The organism is Rickettsia typhi str. Wilmington (assembly GCF_000008045.1).
Lineage (GTDB): Bacteria > Pseudomonadota > Alphaproteobacteria > Rickettsiales > Rickettsiaceae > Rickettsia > Rickettsia typhi.
Genome location: NC_006142.1, coordinates 555,672 through 575,824, shown reverse-complemented (window position 1 = coordinate 575,824; position 20,153 = coordinate 555,672). Strand labels below are relative to the sequence as shown.

Sequence of the window (20,153 nt, the reverse complement as noted above, 5' to 3'; positions counted from 1 at the left end):
ATAGCTTCTATGCAAATTATAGATAAACAAAAAACACTAGAAGAATTTTGTGACAGGTTAGCACATCATAAATCTTTAAGCATAGATACTGAGTTTGAGCGTCGCTATACTTATTATGCTCAGCTTAGTATAATTCAAGTTAAAGCAGAAGGATATTGCGGAATAATTGATACATTAAGTAATTTAGATTTAAATATTTTTAATAAGCTACTTATAGATAATAATATTACTAAAATATTTCATGCGCCTCGTGAAGATTTAGAGATTTTTTATAATTTATTTAAAACACTACCTTCTAATATTTTTGATATACAAATTGCAGCAAGTATTTGCGGCTTCGGTCAACAGTTAAGCTATGATAATCTTTGCTATAAGTTAATCGGTATTACTATAGATAAAACTCATCAAAAATCTAACTGGCTAAAACGCCCTATCACTAGTGATATGTTAAATTATGCTATATTAGACGTAGAGTATTTGTATAAAATATATAAAGAATTAAATAATATAATTATTAGCAATAATTTAACTAATAAATATCAGCATACTCTTGGTACTTTGTTAAATGTTAGAAATTATAAGGTTGAATTGAAAGATGCATGGAAAAAAATAAGATATAAAAGTGATGATAAGAATTTTAATCGCATAATTCAAATACTTGCAGCCTATCGTGAAGAAAATGCACAAACTATAAATATTCCACGTCAGCATTTTATTTTAGACGAAGATTTAATAAAGCTTTGTAAAAATAATCCATTGAATTATAAAGATTTTAAAAATCTAAAATTAAAAAGTAAATACTTACATAAACAAAAATATAAAGATGAAATAATAAGTTTATTTAATAACTTATAAGAAAAAGCTATGACGTTATTAATACAATATTTACAAGCTCATTAATTTACTTTATGCTGTACATTATGAGATATTTTACAATATGAATAAATTATTAATTCAAAATTTAATCGCTAAAAATTTTGAATTATCAACTTATGGTTTTATACTGAAATCAAAAGATCAAGCTTATAATCATGTGATTCAATAGGAAAATTATCAAGTAACTGCTCTTTTAAACAAACTCCGACAGTGAAAATATTTTTGTGATTATTATTTAAATATTGATCAAAATATCCTTTGCCATATCCAAGTCTATAACCATCCTTACTAAACGCAAGACCTGGAAGAATAATTAACTCAGGAATAATAAAATTATTATTTATAGGTTCATAGGTTTTAAATTTGCCTAAAACCAATGCATCGTTAAAATTATAAGCACAATATTTTATTTCATTTTTTATTTTTGGTAAATAAAAATTTATTTCAGGAAGCAAATTGATCATTGAAAGTAAGTTAATTTCATATTTTAGAGGATAATAAATCCCTACAGTATTTACTCTTAACTTTTTTAATAACCAACTAATTTTAGTTATTAATGCATCTTTAACTAAATCGGAATTAATTTTATCTTGTTTTTTTATTAAAAGATCTTTAAAATAAAGACGCAACTCTTGTTTTGTCATCAATATTCTTATTATACAATTTGTTTGACAATATATCAGTCTTTTATTTGTTTTCCTCTGTGTTAAGTATTATTTATTTCCGATTATTAGATTTGTAGTCGCTACACTATATAACAATTTGAATATTTATATATTAATCGTTCTTTTATCTACACTAAGAGCCGCTTCTTTTATAGCCTCACTTAATGTTGGGTGTGCATGGCATGTTCTTGCTATATCTTCAGTAGATGCTCCAAATTCCATATAAGCGATAAGCTCAGCAATGAGAGTGCCTGCATCTGATCCTATAATATGTGCTCCTAAAACCCTATCAGTTTTGCTATCAGCAAGTATCTTAACCATCCCTTCAGTACTACCAATAGCTCTAGCTCTACTATTTGCTAAAAATGGAAACTTACCAACTTTATAATGAATGCCTTGTTCTTGTAGTTGTTGTTCTGTTGCACCGACGCTTGCTACTTCAGGATAGGTATATATAACGCTTGGAATTAAGTTATAATTCACATGCCCAGCTTGACCAGCTATAATTTCTACAGCGGCAATAGCCTCTTCTTCAGCTTTATGAGCAAGCATTGCACCTTTTACTACGTCACCAACTGCGTAAATATTTGACACAGCTGTTTGGAAATATTCATTTATCTCAATTCTACCTTGATTATCCGTAGTAATACCGATTGACTCAAATCCTAGGTTTTTAGTATATGCTTTTCTACCTACTGCTATTAAAACGACATCGCTAGTTATTATTGATCGTTTATCAGCCTCCTCTATTGTCAGATTTACTTTTCCTGACCTTACTTCAGACGCTACTACTTTAGTATTGAGTTTAAATTTTATACCTTGTTTTTGCTGTATTGTCATAAATTGCTTAGCAATTTCTTTATCAAGCATAGGTACAATGCTTGAAGCATACTCAATAACCGTTACTTTAGAACCTAAACGACGCCAAACCGAACCAAGTTCTAATCCTATATACCCACCACCGACTACTATCAAGTGCTCAGGTACTTTAGAAAGTTTTAAAGCACCAGTAGATGAAACAATAAATTCTTCGTCTATTATCACAGTAGGTATGCCTATAACGCTTGAACCTGTGGCAATTAAGATATTGCTTGCTTTAATGTGCTCTTTATTTACTTCAACAATATTATTAGAGATAATTTTAGCTTCTCCTTTTATTTTTGTAACCTTATTCTTAACAAATAAGCTTTCTATACCTTTTGTAAGATCTAAAACTATTTTATCTTTATTAGATAACATTTTTTGTAAGTCTAGTTTTGTATCCGCGATAATACCTATATTCTCAAAATATCTGAGGGTCTCTTCATATTTTTTAGAAGTATTAAGTAGAGCTTTAGACGGTATGCAACCTATATTTAAACAAGTGCCACCTAAAGTATCATTTTTCTCAATACATGCTACTTTTAATCCTAATTGAGCAGCTCTAATACTACCTGTATAGCCAGCAGGTCCGCTACCTATTACAACTAAATCAAATTCTTGCATATTTATCCTTATGATCTTGATGATGTGTCACACCGTATATTGACTATGGTATCTAATCTTTATAATAATCTTTTTTAAAATACCAAGTTACACAACAGCATTATAATAATACAATATAATACAATATTATAAATACTATAACAACTTTAATCTTATACTATTCTTATTTGGTGCCGCAATAAAACTAATTAAAGTAATATTATCTTCAAAAACGTTTATATAATTTTTTAGTAAAGAAAACATTTTTTTAGAAATAGCGTAACTGTGCTGAGAATTAAGTGCATTTGACTCACCAATATTTTTTATTTCCCTCATTAAAACTAGAGGATTTTCAAATTTTAGAGCGATATTTTCATAATCAACAATTACTTCACTAAATCCTGCATGCAATAATAGCATTGGCACATGATCAAAACGGATAAAAGGAGATATATGTGGAGAATGTTTAAAACCACTTGCTATTTCATCATCGATTAATGATTTACGTAAATTTTTTAAACTATCTCCACCGACAAAATTACCAATAAAAATACCATCAGATTTTAAAAATGTTCTAATATTATACAAAAAACGCTGTACATCATTGATCCAGTGTAACCCTAATGAATAAATAATTAAATCAAATGAATCTTTTTGAAATTCTAAATTTTCATCATCAATTAATAATTTATTATTATGATCAAAAGAATCAAGCAACAAAGGTGACATATCTGTTACGATAATATCAGCACTGCGATAAACATTTTTTAGTAAATTTGTAAGATAACCACACTTTGCAGATATTTCTAAAATATCTGCAAAATTCTTATCAATCATCCCTAATCGACTTATTATATCATTAGCTGCATGCTTTATAAATAAGCTATTACTTATTCCTGCTACTGAATTATTACGGTGGTCTTGTAATTTTAGCCTATTAAATATATAACGCTCTCACTTGTTTTTATTAAAATCTTTCTTTTTATTTATAATCTATCTCTTTTTTATAATCTGAGACTTAATTATCAATACACCATAAATAGGTTTGTTATATTTCAATATGAACATTATCTAGTTTTACGTTGATTGATGTTTGCTAACACTTCAAAAATATTCTCAGTACCAATAAAAACTACATTTTATTTTTATACAAAAAAGCTCTAAAGAGAATAAAATTATTTATGCACGCTTTAAATCCATAGTGATCATGATTAAACTATTTGTTCTTATATATTAATTTATCACTATAAAATATTTACTACAACATTACAAAGATTTAAGAACTGTATATTATTAATAGTTAACATAAATTAAGGTAATATATCTTATAAGTTAAGATTGCAATTTAGTTATACTCATAACTGCTATTATAATTACTATCAACTTAATCTTTGAGTCATTTCAATGCTTTTTTAACCAAGCATTAATTATTTATTAATAGCCTTATTTTTTATGTTTTGCAAGTATTGTTCACTGAACTTCCTCATTGTTGTTTTTCACCGCAATTCTATAATTAAGTACTTTGTATGAAAATACTGTGTACTTTAATCATAAAATCGCATTTCCATTTCGGAGCATAAATACTTTGATCAATTTTAAACTATGGAATTTCAAAGCAATAGCTTATCTAGATCTCTACTATTTTAGTATATATACAACAATCATATTTTAACTCAAATTTGTTTCTATTGTTATTAGCATATAACAATTCGATTTGTTTATAATTCCTTATTCAAATTATTGTCCCTGGTTAGATAATTTATGTTTCTTGCTAACATAATAATACTAAAAATTATATTAAGTGCTTTATCAAATCACGATCTGACAAATATACAGTGTGCTTATTGAATTCTCTAAATTTTTTTATAATGCTTAATCTTATTATCGCTTCTATAAAGTATAAAGCTAAGTTTTAGTAAGTATTATCAATAGGTCAAACATCTTTAGTATTAGGTAATGATGTATATTTTAGAATATTACAAAACGTTACTATAAACACATTATACTCATTCATTATAAGATATTAGGATGTATATCAGTTCTAATCAGAATATAGCACTATACTTTACTATTGACTCATATCAAAACTATTATAACAATTCATATCTGCTAAGGAATATCAAACTCACTGCTATCTCTATTACAGTTTCAGTATATTAATGTGGTTAGATGAAATTTATGCTGCGCTAATAGCTCGATTGATCGCTCTTTATCCTTAAGTACCATTCTAAGTTGCTATCTAATATAATGGTTTTATCTTAAACGAATACAAAACAGTGCTAATCCTATAAAAGTAATTATGATATAACTATCTTATAAATACAAATATCTTTCTATATGTTGCTTTGTAATAGAACAAGATGCAACTTTAAATACAACCAAACGTTTTTCATGATGTTTGTATATATAAATCTCGTATATATTGAATAAGTCTTTTAGTTTATTTTTATGGTTGTTATTTTTAAATCTTAATCTATTTCTATATTTTTTTTACAGAAAGATTAACACTTATTAGTTTAGATGCTTCGCTAATACTATAAAGTATATAAGTTGTTAGATAAAATTAATATTACTTAAAAACTTGTACAGATGATATTTTTTATAATAACTTGTAAAAGTGTTGCTAAGCATTATTTACTATAGAAACTATAATACAAACATTGTGTAAACATAATAAACTCTATTAAGTGAATATATCAAAATAAATGTATGCAATTTGATAATTTTTTTAAAAAATTTAATAATTTAACTATATTACACAATTTTAATAAAATAGATTATACCAATATAACTAATTAGTTAATTTTTCTAAAGGTATTATCTTCATATTTTTCCTATAATGTGTTTTATAATTCTCATTTCTTATATTATGCAACCATTGGTCTTGTTGTTTTTGGAAAAAATTTAAGAAATTAGTTTTACTTTTATTAGTTTGAAAATTATCTTCACAAAATTTTAAAAAACCTGATATTAAAGTTTCTACACCATTAATTTCAGTGTTTTTGTCTAGAAAATGCATAGAAAAATCAGAAAGCTTATTATTATATTGTAAATAAAATTGCTTATATTTCTCATGAATTTTATTTTCTTTTTTTATTTGTTGTTCTGAAAAAAATAATTTTTCTTCTAAAAATTTATGAATTGCAGTACAATCACTCCAAGGCAATTCTATTGCTAACTGTTCTTTTTGATATTCAAAACTATCTTGAATATGATTCAAATCAGCATTTACTTTTAATGAATTTACTAATATTAAAAAATATATCACTAATTTAATATTCATAAATTTAATTCATTTTAGCAGGAATCGGTATCATAATACTACTTCTATATCTTTTATTGCTACTAAAAAGTGTTTTTTTAAGAACTTTATTATTAACATGCATTATATCTGCTAAAGCTCCTTCATTATTATTGCGATAACTAAATAATAATGCTTTATAAAGTTCCATATTGCTTGCTATTTTAATTACATCTTGCTTATATTTCCCTCCTAAAGAATGATTAGCAGAGTGATAATGAGCTATAGCTTTGTACCAATTCCCTAACTGATCATATTTTGAACGTAAAAACGCTGCTCCGTAACGGATGTTATTATGCGGATCAAATGCTTGGTCAAGTGAATTAAAAGCCTCTAAATGATGTTTTAAGTTAATCTGCATACATCCTACATCAATACTAGCTTGCCCTTTTATAAGCGCTATTCGAACAAAATTTATAGCTTCTCTTTTGCTATTAAAATAATAACCTTTGCCTTCAACGTTTACTGTCCAAGGCCATACTAATTTGATTTTACGGGTTGAATGTTTTTTTCCTGATTCTTTTAACGCGATTGAATATAAAGTATTAGATGGAATATTAAATTTTTTTTCAAAATAAGGAAAAAGCTTAGAACATTTAAATGATTCAGCTATTTCAGGATCAGCAATAATCTGATTTGAGAAAAGAAAAAAAGATAATAATAAAAGTATGAAGTACAAAAGAATTCGTCTTATATTATCCCATAGCTTAACTACATGCTTTAAAAAATAACCTATAGTAGTGTATTTACGGGATATAATGTACTGTCGAACCATACCGTCAACGTTAAAATAACTTGAGTTCTTTAAAATATCTTATCATAACTTATCTTATGAGGCAAGAACAGCGAGAATCTATCTATAAATTAATTTTAATTAATCATTACATAGTTTATTTAGCAAAAAATTAATTTTTAAATATTTTACATTTAAAACTCTATAGAGCTAAAAATAACAGTAATTATTTATTTTATTAAAACTAATACAGAACTTAATTGACTGATTAGATAAAAATGTTTATTATTAATCCCAATTAATATAAAAGTATATTGTATGAAAGTGGTTAGCTCATTAAAATCGTTAAAAAAACGTGATAAAGATTGTCAGATTGTTAAAAGAAGAGGCAAAATTTTTGTAATAAATAAAAAAAATAAAAGGTTTAGAGCGAAACAAGGTTGATTGTTTCTAGAATAAAATATGTCCGGTCACTCAAAATTTAAGAATATTCAGCATCGTAAAGGTGCTCAAGATAAAAAGAAATCAAAAGTTTTTACTAAATTAATTCGTGAAATAGTGACTGCAGTTAAAACAGGCGCTTCTAATGTTCCTGAAAATAATCCACGTCTCAGGAAGGCTTTAAATGCTGCACGCAGTCAAAATCTCCCTAAAGAAAGAATAGATAAAGCTATTAATAGTGCTAATGATGCTTCTAATACTGAAAGTTATACGGAAATTAGATACGAGGGTTATGCACCAAATGGTATTGCTATAATAATTGAAGCTTTAACCGATAATAAAAACCGTACTGCTTCAGAAGTGCGATCTAGTTTCACTAAGTATGGCGGAATATTAGGAGAAACCGGTAGTGTAAATTATTTATTTAATCATTGTGGAGTTATTCAATATCCAATAAATATAGCATCGAATGAAGATATTTTTGAAGCAGCGATAGAAGCTGGAGGGAATGATATTATATCAAATGATTTCGCACATACAATATATACGGATATTGAAAATTTTTATAAAGCTCTAGGATTTCTAACCGACAAATACGGCATACCTGAAGACTCTTATATAGGCTGGATCCCAGTAAATACTATAATTATAGATGATAAAGAAAAAGCTAAAAAATTACTAAAGCTCATAGAAGTTTTAGAAGAAAATGATGATGTACAAAGAGTTTTCGGTAATTATATGTTATCGGAGGATGTTTATGAAATAATACAAGAGGAATAATGCTCCACAACGAAAATTATCAAATCATTATTTTGGCTGCCGGTAAAGGTACTAGAATGGAATCTGATTTGCCGAAAGTAATGCATGAAGTAGGCGGAGTTCCAATGCTGGAAACGGTATTAAAGAATGCACTTAAAATCACACATGATGTAATTATAGTTTATTCAGAGGCACTTAAAAAATATTTAACACCCTATGAAAATATGTGTCGCTTTGTACTACAAGAAGAACCTAAAGGCACAGCACATGCTACTCATGCAGCAATAGATTTAATTGATCAAAATAAAATAATATTAGTTTTATATGGTGATCATCCTCTTATTACTCCAACACTTATGTATGAATTAATAGATTATTTAAGTATTATTAATGCTGCATTAGTAACTTTAAGTTTTGAGAGAGCAAATCCGGCTCAATATGGAAGAATAGCTATTGATAAACATGGAAATTTTTTAGAGATAATCGAATATAAAAATGCAAGTGAGGAAGAGAAAAAAATAAAACTTTGCAATTCAGGTATTATGGCTTTTAGTAGTGGAATCTTAAATAAATATTTACCTTTATTTGCTAATAATAATACTAACTGTAATCAGGAAATTTATTTAACTGAAATAGTAAAAATATGTAAAAATCACGGTGAAAAAGTTTCATATTTATTATCTACTGATCATGATTTAATTGTTGGTATTAATACTCAAAGTGAATTAAAAGAAGCTAATAATATTTTTTTTCAGAATAAATCTTAGCTTTCTGTATGGAGACTAAAGTAAATAGAAGCATTGTCAGTGTGAATCAAAAATAGAGTTCAAAAAAACATGATACCTATGGAAACAATAACGAATACGAATAATTTGCTAAGATGATATAGTTAAAATTGATACGTATAGCATCCGTAAACACAATGCATGACAATTAAGTATCAAAGCAAATACCAATACCTTATACGTATGAAAAGCAAATTTTTGGAGAGATGGCCGAGCGGCTTAAGGCGCACGCCTGGAAAGCGTGTTCACAGAAATGTGTCGGGGGTTCGAATCCCCCTCTCTCCGCCATCATGATATTTCTGTTATTATTATGCTAGCCTGTCTTATATCAAGATTATTGATAAGGAAAGTTTTTTACTGCGCCTAACATAAAATGATAAAAAAAATGTAATATAGTACATCTCATTATTGCAGTCGTTTGTAATGTAAATTAGAAAATAAAGAGTATAAAATTACTATCGAACAAAGTGACTTAGTAATTTACAAATTACTACTTCTAATTTTAAAGCTCATGACAATACGAAAGTTTAACTGTAATTTTATCTATAGCAAGAGTGAGCTAAAGGATCATAAAATTTATTACAATATGATTATCCAATGTTAATTGAAGAAAAAAATCTTAATTTGATTATAAAAAGAATAATAGAAGCGTCAAAATGTTATGATAAAACAGGATTGACTTTAATTATTGTTTTGAAACAGGAGTCGTAATTGAAAAATTAAGCACAAAGCTCAAAGCAAATGTGCTAAGATTAGCAATAGTTTGTGTGGCATATGATCCAATATAAATTCAAATTTTTAATAGATAATAAATGTTGTATCAGCATTGTGCTACTATATGCACATAAACTTGAGTATGTACGCTCATTTTTTGCTACTTGTAAAATTACTAAAAATGCTACATATAGAACATAGTTTAGAATTAATCAACCGAACAATGCTAAAATTATACTAGTATATACACTAAACAATATAAAAGTTTATATTATAGAAGTCGAACATACTCCCTTATATTGATATATCTAAATTTATAATTTGATTCTGATAATTTTGAGAGTTTAAGCACATATTAATGAATGTATCAACAAAGGTAAGCAGTACTTAATTATTTCTTATATAAGACTGAATATTTAAGGCTTGGTTAATTACTCTAAAAACTTAAATTTTATAGATTAGCAATATCATCATATGTTAGTTGAACCAAAAATATACTAAAAACTTATTAAAAAGAGGGATTTATTTACGATAATAAATACGTATTAATTTGTAAGTAAGTGATTTTACATACTACAGTATCGTTTAGCAGTTATTAAATTTATTAAACCTGTATGCAAAAATTATAAAGATGTTGCAACAATTTACTATATTACTAAGCCTAAATGAGTAATATTAATAATCCACGCTTTATATTTTTCTATTTCAGTAATAATTTGAATCTTTTAATTTGCGATCCTAATATTCAAACTTGAAAACTATTTCGAGATAAGTTTAGTAACTAATAATATTAACATATTTTCGTTTTTTAGCAATGCTCAAGCATTTCAAGAACGATTTGCGAATTGAATAGCATATCCTTTAACTTTAAAAACGTCTTTTATTGCATCCATTTAATTTACATTCAATTTATCAGATATAAATAAAGATTATAACTTGTACCTGCATATTAAATAATAGTTTGTAGTTGCATATCTTGTAATCCAATATATCGTATATTACTATTAAACTTATAATAAGAATTAGGTAGTAATAAAGAAATATATTTTGTAAAATTATGGATATTAATATAGATTAACTGTAAAAAAGGATTGAGTAATTAAAATGCTAGAAGAACAGAATTCAGATATAGAAAGAAAACAAGATCATATCGAAATTAATCTGAAACAAAATGTTAACTCTACACTGAAAAGTGGTCTAGCATCTATTAAATTTATTCACAATGCATTACCAGAAATTAACTATGATAACATAGATACTACTACTACTTTCCTCGGAAAATATATGAAGGCACCTATTTTAATTTCAAGCATGACTGGTGGTACTACTAGAGCTAAAGATATCAACTATAGACTTGCACAAGCCGCGCAAAAATCTGGCATTGCTATGGGGCTTGGTTCTATGCGTATTTTATTAACAAAGCCTGATACGATTAAGACATTTACAGTCAGACATGTTGCCCCAGATATCCCATTATTGGCAAATATTGGTGCAGTACAACTTAATTACGGAGTAACACCGAAAGAATGTCAGTATTTAATTGATACTATTAAAGCCGATGCATTAATTTTGCACCTTAATGTATTGCATGAATTAACTCAGCCTGAAGGTAATAGAAACTGGGAAAATCTTTTACCTAAGATAAAAGAAGTTATTAATTACCTATCTGTCCCTGTAATCATTAAGGAAGTAGGATACGGTTTATCTAAACAAGTGGCTAAGAAGCTTATAAAGGTAGGAGTTAAGGTTCTTGATATTGCTGGGAGCGGCGGAACATCTTGGAGTCAAGTAGAAGCTTATCGTGCTAAAAATTCAATGCAAAATCGTATAGCTAGTAGCTTTATTAATTGGGGGATCACGACATTAGATTCTCTAAAAATGTTGCGGGAAGTTTCAAAAGATATTACACTTATTGCAAGTGGTGGGTTACAATCTGGTATTGATGGTGCAAAAGCAATTCGTATGGGTGCTAATATTTTTGGACTTGCAGGCCAATTATTAAAAGCGGCAGATATTGCTGAAAGTTTAGTATCTGAAGAGATACAATTGATAATCGAGCAGCTTAAAATTACTATGCTATGTACTGGCTCATGTACTTTAAAAGATTTAGCAAAAGCTGAGATTATGTTGTAATAATTAATATATGATTTGTAACTTTTGAACGAAAAGGAGCAGAAATAGGACGCATCTTAGGATTAAAAAACGCAACAAATTTTAAATTTGTCAAATATGATAAAGATCAATAATATCGATACATAAGATAAACAAATAATAGATCATTTCTGAATAATTAATCAGCGTTAGAAGTTAAGAACTCAAAATATAACAGAACTTGTAATAAATAAATTCATTAATAAGGATTTAGATAATTTTTACAATATCCTATTTTGATGTATTGATAGTACTAATTATTAATTAATGAGTTTTTAAAAGTTGTTTTGTCACTTTTTAAAGTTTAAATATTCATTATAAAATCATTTTATCATAGAAAAAAATTGTAACTCCATTTAAATACTGCACTAAAAATTCTATCTAATCTCTATAGATCACTTTTAAAAACATTATTCATTCCACATTAACTTAAAGTTATTATATTTATTACATATTTTAAATATACATTTTATCTAATAACTCTTGATCTTTAACGCTTAAATCTAAATATGAATCAATAGTGCTCTATACTAGATGTACACTAATAAAGATTAGCGTACATATTTTTATTATAGTAGATGCAAAGCACTTTTAGATATAGTTCTTAATATAAGCATAGCTTTACATCTACTCCAATTGAAATTATTAATGTCTAAAGTTAATTCACAAGTTTTGTGTTTTTGCAATGTCGGTGTATATAGATATATTATAGTTTCACTTTAATCTTTAAAGATCCTTGATGTGCTGTATATTTTTTCGCAAGAGATAAGTTATATCTAATACCAAATTCTATCATATTATTTTTAGTAGAAATACCACCACCTAAATTATATGTGATCTTTGCAGATTTAAATCTAATTGTTGTCAGCGGTTCATCTATGCCATCAAGACGCGCATCAATATTTGGTAACTTATTTTTATATTGATAATTTATAAACCAATGTAATTCGGGTTTTATTATTATATCTTGTGCTAAATAATGAGTTGCCCCATTTAAACCTAATATAGTTTCAAATTTATCATGATAATTTTTCTTTATAGATAAATTTTGGAAAGTAGTATTATTTTCTTTGTAACTATTATTTTTCAATGTAGTATAACGAATACCAAACATTGGCGTTATAGTAGTACGATTAGATACTAGATAGTTATATCCACCTAGTAATTCATAGCTATAAAAAGTATTAATAAATTTACCAATTGCGGTTTGATCAGTAATAGCAGTTATACGCTTTTCATAATTTTTGATTTTATTTCTACCATACACACCTATAGCTTCAACAAAAAAGTTATTATTAAGCCAATGATAAAGCCCATAGATGGAATATATATTACTTTTAGCTTTGGTTTTATCACCACTTTTATCATTTTTGTGCTTAACTTTACTATCAGCCATAGTATAAGCAGCACCTATAACTATAGAATTATCAATATTATAGTCAAAACCTATTATACCGCCACCTGTATTAGATTGATAACCGCTTGCACTATTTTTAGAGTTTTGTTTTATTTTACTATAAAATGACATGCCCCAAATGCCTGTTACTGTATTATCTTCATCACCTGCAGCAATTACTGTCTGATTATTAGCAGCAAGTCTTCTTAGATTAAGATTATTATTGTTAAGCGATGCATTTGTTCTATTTAGACCATTTACAGTACCTGCGTCGATTAATTCTTCTAATCTATTACCAATCCCTTCAGCAGTAAAATTATCCATATTTATTGCTATATCTGTTAAAAAATTCTCAATCTCGATACCATTTAACCCTGCTACTCCTTCATTAAGTCCATTAATATTTGTTCTATGACTAAGTCTATCTAATGTTTCAGTAACTCTATTCGGTAGCATAAAACCTAAATCATTTAATAATTTACCTGCATCAGTAGTATTACCAAAACCTTTAACATGATTAATAAGTTGGTTTGCTATACTAGAAGCTACATAATTGTTTTTAGTATAATCTAAGATCGGAGATGGATCAAAAATTGGTGCTATATCAGTTATGCCATGATCTTTATCTTTACTTGGTCCCACTACTCCATTACTACTATTATTATTACTGCTATTTCCTACATAACCATTATCCAGACTACCATTATCAGTATTGTTTTGCCCTATAGTATCAGTATTAGTCAGTAATACAAAACCGTTTGCATCAGTGACCCATTTTACAAATTTATTTTGTTCCCCGCTTGCATCAATAATGACTTTAGTTTGCGGTACTGGATTATATATTGCACCTGCTTCCAGTTTTACTACTTGGTGTTTAGTATCTGAGGTAATGTTAGTGATATCGGAGCGTGATTTAATTTTAATTATTAAATTATCTAAATCAGACATATCGACATTAGATCCTTGACCAACTAATATATGCCCACCTTTTTGTAATGCAGTATCAAAATAAGTGATAATAGTCAGTAGTCCGTTATGCGTAACATTGCCGGTATATTTTAATTCATAATTAGCTAAATCTAATACAATATCTCTAACATTTAGATTAGTATTTATTTCTACATTATCTAATAATACTAAGTTTGCCTTATCAGCTATTAAAGTAGCTGCTTTAATGTTTTTCTGAAGCAACATAAATTTATTAGATGCAATTTCTATGCTGTTAGCATTTTTAATTTCTTGTGTTAACCACACATTGTTATTAAATTTTAAAGTACCACCATTATCAATACGCGCATCTATTACAACAGCATCTTTAAAATTTGCTGTAGCAGTACCATCTACAAAATTTAAATTATCTGCTTTAATATCAGTGAAGTAATTAAATAGTGAGAGTGAGCGAGGTAATACATCTAAATCTATTATAGCATCTGGTATATCTAAATTTTTTGGATTCATGTTATTATCACCTCTATCAAAATTTATAGTTTTACCTGCGTCTATATTAAGATATTTAGAATATACGTCACCTTTAACAGTACTATCCTCACTAATTTGTACGTTTGCTAAACTTCTTATTTCACTTCCTAAATCATAAGCAATACCGCCTTCTATATTGAGTTTGACATTACCTTGCTCGTTATTTGCAGTAGTAATAGATGAATAAACATGTTTAGAATTAATAGTTATTGTACCATTTCCTGTTAATTCTATTGATTTTAATCTATTATTTTCAGTTCCTATTGTGCCGTCGTTACCGGTATCCAAATCTGTTATTTCTAAAGTATGAATATTATTTCCTGCCGTGGTAATATTAGTAACTTGTGATGCTGCACCTAAAGTTAAGGTGGTTTCCTGAGCAGCATTTGAAAAATGAATATTTTGTGCTTTTAGTGCTCCTGTAATTGTAACATCATTATTTGCAACTTCTATTGTCCCTATAGAATTATTATGACCAAGTGTACTTGTAATAATAATAGGTGTATGATTATTTAGTTTTAAAGTACCGTTATTTATATTTTTGCCTGAGATATCATTAGCAGTTATATTATTATTAACTTGCATCGTAGAACCATCCGATATAACAACATTACTGCTTTTAACAGTATTATTGAAAGTTACATTTCCTGCGTGTATGATAATATCACCCACTGCTTTACTTAAGCCGACAGAACCGCTAACGCTACCACCATTAATGAAGACTAAATTTACAGCTTGACCATCTGTTTTGTTAATATCAGTTGTTAAGTGTGAATTAGCAGCAAATGTCAAATTATTATTACCGTTACCTTGAATTTCAGTAATAGAATAATTACCGCTAGCAGATAGCGATACATCACCCGCTCCTGCTTGCAGCATTGCTATATTAGTGATTAAACCAGTTACTTCACCTGATCCATTCAAATTTAATGTACCGTTTACATCATTGGTACTTGTAACACTACCGTCAATTTTTATACCGTCATCAAGATTTATTACACCTGCATTACCTTGAAAATCTACATGACCATTTATATTACCTGTTGCGGTATATGTTACATTTTTGTTAAACAGAACATTTGCATTTACCTCGTTCAACTCTATATCCTTAATATTTAAGGTAATATTTTCAACATTGATCCCTACTTTTAAAGCTATAGCCCCATTATTGATACTAGTAAAAGTTAATTGTTTCAACATATGATTTGCTGTCCCGAGTGTATAAGCCACATTACCATTATTATCTATAGTTAATTTGTTAGTATCTGTTATTAGTTTAATTATACCGGATTGACCATTACCTGGATCTAAAACAGATGTTAGTGTTATAATGCGGTCGTTAGTATTTGAACTATTTTTCAATTCTAATACTGAATCTTGATGTTTAAATACCATACCACTTGTATTTAAATCGAAGTCACAATTTATAGCATCTAAAGTATAAGTAGCTTCACCTGTTTCTTCACCGATATTTATATTTTTGATTTTAGCAGATGTTAGACTGTGGTCATTAAAGAATGCACCATTGTTTATATTTAATTGATGAATATTTTGTACATCTAAATTATGAGTTACAGTAACTTTCCCTTTGATATTTAAGCTAGATAACTCATTATCTCTACTACCAAGCTTTATTCCATTATTACCACTTATAGTTAAATTATTACCATTACCGTCTAAAGTGATAATACCACCTCCAGTTCCGTTTAAATTATTAATAAATTTAATCGTTTGATCTACCGGTGCAGATAATATTAATTGTGAATTAGAATCACAAAAATTAATGCTACTATTTATGTTACTTACTAGCGTTAAATTTTTATTATTAACTTGAATAGTAAAGTTTTGTGGCGTTCCTATTTGTCCTATATTAATTATTTTAACCGTACCAATAGTATCATCAGTAGCTTTTAAGTTTGTGAAGGCATTTAATATACCATTTTGTCCGTTTACAATAATAGCATTTAAGTTATATGTATTATTACCATTAAATTCTAAAGTACCACCATTTGCTCCAAAATCTATATTATGAGTTGTGAGATTCCCACCAAGTTGTAATACCCCACCGTTTGTAAAATAAATATTATTTACAAATATATCATTTGTTATAGTTACATTTTTTGTATTATCTCCTTGAATGTTGATAGTTGAAATACTATTTTCAGTATCTGAACCTATATTTTGAGTTACATTACCGTCACCTATAAAATGCAATGTCCCAGCAATCCCTCCAGTACATAACACTGAGCCATCAATCGTAGTACCATCACCCAAAATGAATTTACCAGCTTTATTATTAAAATCAATATCTCCTACCAATCCTCCATTAGCTATAATTGTACCAGTATCTTTGTATTTTAATGAACCAGTAGTAAGTCCTGTAATCACTACATTTGCTTCAGAATGCGCAACAGTAAAGTTTTGTGAATTCGCTGTACCGCCTATATTGGTAGTACCGTTAAATACCACTTCTTGCAAAGCTGCACCATTTGCGCCTATGTTTCCTGTTATGTCACCATTACCTGTAAATACTAACTTTCCACTATTGTTTCCAGCAATAGTCGTGATGTTACCGTTAACGACTACATTAGTGTTTAAAATTAATTCCGATGTTTTATCTGTTAGTACCATAGAACCTGCATATATATTATTATCAATATTACTAGCGCCGGCCCCAATATTTATTTTCTCAAGAGTTGCGTTATTCTCACCGATTAGACCTGTTACATTACTTCCTATTCCAAGCGATAATATACCTTTTGTATTATTATGTGTGGTTACTGTACCTGTTAGCGTAACACCATCCGCTAAAATTAATATAGAACTTGGATTAGTTAAAGCTACCGGTGCAAATACATTTGCTGAACACGTAACAGAACCTGCGCCAATATTTACAAGTTTTAAGCCGAGTCCATTAGCACCAATTGTACCAGTAACATTCCCACTATTGATTGTTAATATTCCTTGATTATTTTCAGAAGTCGTGATTGAACCTGCTACACCGTGTACTACTAACGTGCCATTCTTTCCAAATGCAATATTACCGCCTGCACCTAAATCTAAAGTACGATTAAATGTTATTTGTCCTGTACTGTTTATACTAAGTAACTTCGTAAATACCGTATTATCCACTATGATATTACCACCTCCTTCGACTATCAATTCCTTAAGACGATGTGTATTATCCTGCCCTATAGTATAAGGTTCACTGTGATTTGATATAGTGATTCCTTTTGTAATTGCTTCTATCTTTACTATTCCATATTCATCATTGCCAGATTGATTTAGATTATTATATATTGTAAAGGTTCTATCTGTAAAACTAGTATTGATTAAAGCTAACATAGCATCAGCTCCTTCAAACATTATCTTTGCACCGTTCTGTAGCAAATTTACATGCCCTATGTCTGCATTTATTGTGTATGTTGTGTTATCCGCTATTCTAATATCACCTATATGTCCAGCACTTGGATGATTAATTGTCAAATTAGCATTGATTTGTATTTTTGCTTTTATAGCATTTAATAATGATGCACTGATTGTGTTTTTGGCATTTATTATTAATGTGCCTCCGTTAGCATTACTTTTATTAAAAGTCACAACGTGTGTATTTAATAAACCATTAACAGTTATAGTACCTGAATTTAAAATACTATCTTCAAAAATAATATGCTCTACTTCAGTATTCCCTTGTAAATTCAAAATTTTATCGTGACCTCCACTAAACTTAAGTATCCTTAAATTATCTATATTTCCATTAAGTGTAGCATTCCCTTGCAAATTTAATTTACCGCTCATACCTTTATTAATAGGAATAATCATTTCGTTATCTATTTGATCATTCACTTTTAAATTTAATCTCTCTTCTTCGTTATTAATACCTTTTATATTACCAATAACAATTATGTTGTCACCTAAATTGAGCGTTGCAGTATCATGTTGTAAATTAATATTAGTCGCTTTTACTATTGTAGAATTCAATGTTGCAGACCCACGCAAAACATTTATTGTGTCTAATGAGCCTATATTACATATATCACCTGTTATTATGTTACTACTATCAGGATCATACGCTAGATTCAATATACCTTGACCGTCAATGCCTGTAGTATTATTGATATTACCTTTTAATGTAGTTATATTACAGTCACAAAGAGTGAATATAGAGTTATTGTGAGTAAGATTTATATTTTTAGCATTAATTGTAATATTATTTGCTCTTGATGCATCAATCTTGGCTTCTCCGTTTCCTACATTTATTCCTAAAAGAGAGTTAGTGAAGCCTATGTGATTTGATATAACGCCGCTACCTTCAAATGTTATTGTACCATTATTTCCGGCTACTGTATTATCTATTTTAGTTGTAATATTTAAATCTTTATTAATTTGTAAAGTAGCATTTTTACCTGCAAAATCGATATTACTAAATGTTTGAGTATCGACTCCTGTAATAATTGACGTAACATTATTACTAATAAATTTCAGAGGACCAAAATTAGTATTAAGATTTTCTCCTGCACTAAGAGGGCCTATTGAAACATTTTGACTTACTTCAACACCACCAAAATCAGGTAGCTCTCTTAATGCACTGATTCCTCCAATCACAGCATTTGCTTTATCTGCAGATATTTTAATTTCACGCCCTCCATTAACTATTTGAATAATATCACCATTTTGGAATACTCCTCCAACAAGACCTGCGCCAGTATTCAAGCTTACACTACCACTATTAGGAATTATTGCTCCTGTTGCATTAGAGTTAGTAAATAATGTTCCGCATAGTGATGCCGTTGCTAAAAATTTTCTTAAAATTTTTGATTTTTTCATTAATATTAACCATAATACATTATATTAAGTTAAGAAAATCTTAATATATTTATATTAATAAAGTTAATGTTAGTGAGTAATTATGCAAGATTAATAATTTATAGTAACTTTTTTACCACATATAAAACTTTATACTATATTAATTAATTGATAAATATGAATCCGTAAGGTACAAAAAGACATGAGTAAACACGAATATCAGAACAATTTCTTGTATATATTTTATAATTTAAAATATTGTTACACTTTGTATAGTGAAAAATTGCTAAATAATTAAGAAAAAGATAGTTAAATTAAGCTATTAATAATTTTAGTAGATTTGCTATCTCCAAAAATTATTTTAAATAACTAAAATAACTAGTGTAGTAGTAAGATTTAATGATTGTTATGTTTAGATCAATTTTCTAGTAATTGTGAGTAAGTATCAAACACATTGATATCGATTGAATTCGTGGCAAAGCAGTAGCCAAAGTTTTATTAGGTGGTATATCAACTCATGACTTTAAGAATTAATATATAATATTGAGTTAAATTCACAAGTAACTGTATAACATCGACTATT

10 protein-coding genes, 1 tRNA gene and 1 pseudogene are annotated in these 20,153 nt (G+C 28.0%); 6 read left to right on the top strand and 6 right to left on the bottom strand.

The features are described from left to right. The first annotated feature begins 9 nt into the window (after positions 1–9). On the top strand, positions 10–855 hold the full coding sequence (locus RT_RS02245) for a ribonuclease D (protein ID WP_011190908.1): 846 nt from the start codon (positions 10–12) through the stop codon (positions 853–855). 143 nt (positions 856–998) lie between these two features. Here RT_RS02245 and RT_RS02240 read toward each other — a convergent pair whose 3' ends face one another. The 5 genes and pseudogenes from RT_RS02240 to RT_RS02220 all read right to left on the bottom strand — a co-directional run bounded on the left by RT_RS02240 (position 999) and on the right by RT_RS02220 (position 7,081). Next, the gene (locus RT_RS02240; RefSeq protein ID WP_011190907.1) at positions 999–1,520 is read right to left on the bottom strand and encodes a 5-formyltetrahydrofolate cyclo-ligase; all 522 of its coding nucleotides are present in this window, start codon (positions 1,518–1,520) and stop codon (positions 999–1,001) included. 126 nt (positions 1,521–1,646) lie between these two features. Next, the gene (lpdA, locus tag RT_RS02235) at positions 1,647–3,026 is read right to left on the bottom strand and encodes a dihydrolipoyl dehydrogenase (RefSeq protein ID WP_011190906.1); all 1,380 of its coding nucleotides are present in this window, start codon (positions 3,024–3,026) and stop codon (positions 1,647–1,649) included. Positions 3,027–3,161: 135 nt separating this feature from the next. Further along, positions 3,162–3,881: a methyltransferase domain-containing protein gene (locus RT_RS02230; RefSeq protein WP_263987527.1), complete on the bottom strand. Its 720-nt coding sequence runs from the start codon at positions 3,879–3,881 to the stop codon at positions 3,162–3,164. Between the two features lie 1,919 nt (positions 3,882–5,800). Next, positions 5,801–6,288, bottom strand: a pseudogene (locus RT_RS02225) (DUF2532 domain-containing protein). A gap of 4 nt (positions 6,289–6,292) precedes the next feature. Then, entirely contained in the window at positions 6,293–7,081 is a 789-nt protein-coding gene (locus RT_RS02220) for a lytic transglycosylase domain-containing protein (RefSeq protein WP_011190903.1), read from the bottom strand. 276 nt (positions 7,082–7,357) lie between these two features. On the opposite strand from RT_RS02220, the gene ykgO reads away from it, so the two are divergent. The 5 genes from ykgO (at position 7,358) to fni (ending at position 11,871) form a co-directional block, all read left to right on the top strand. Beyond that, a complete protein-coding gene (ykgO, locus tag RT_RS02215) occupies positions 7,358–7,483 on the top strand; it encodes a type B 50S ribosomal protein L36 (protein WP_004597685.1) in 126 nt (41 codons plus the stop codon). An 18-nt stretch (positions 7,484–7,501) separates the two neighbouring features. Beyond that, positions 7,502–8,260 (top strand): YebC/PmpR family DNA-binding transcriptional regulator, encoded by a 759-nt coding sequence (locus RT_RS02210; protein WP_011190902.1) that lies wholly within the window; start codon positions 7,502–7,504, stop codon positions 8,258–8,260. Further along, positions 8,260–9,006: a sugar phosphate nucleotidyltransferase gene (locus RT_RS02205; protein ID WP_011190901.1), complete on the top strand. Its 747-nt coding sequence runs from the start codon at positions 8,260–8,262 to the stop codon at positions 9,004–9,006. The genes RT_RS02210 and RT_RS02205 overlap by 1 nt, the downstream gene beginning before the upstream one ends. A gap of 218 nt (positions 9,007–9,224) precedes the next feature. Continuing rightward, a tRNA-Ser gene (locus RT_RS02200) sits at positions 9,225–9,312 on the top strand. Positions 9,313–10,842: 1,530 nt separating this feature from the next. Then, a complete protein-coding gene (fni, locus tag RT_RS02195; RefSeq protein WP_011190900.1) occupies positions 10,843–11,871 on the top strand; it encodes a type 2 isopentenyl-diphosphate Delta-isomerase in 1,029 nt (342 codons plus the stop codon). Positions 11,872–12,595: 724 nt separating this feature from the next. Here the strand turns inward: fni and RT_RS02190 are convergent. Continuing rightward, the gene (locus tag RT_RS02190; RefSeq protein WP_011190899.1) at positions 12,596–19,591 is read right to left on the bottom strand and encodes an autotransporter domain-containing protein; all 6,996 of its coding nucleotides are present in this window, start codon (positions 19,589–19,591) and stop codon (positions 12,596–12,598) included. Positions 19,592–20,153: the final 562 nt, after the last annotated feature.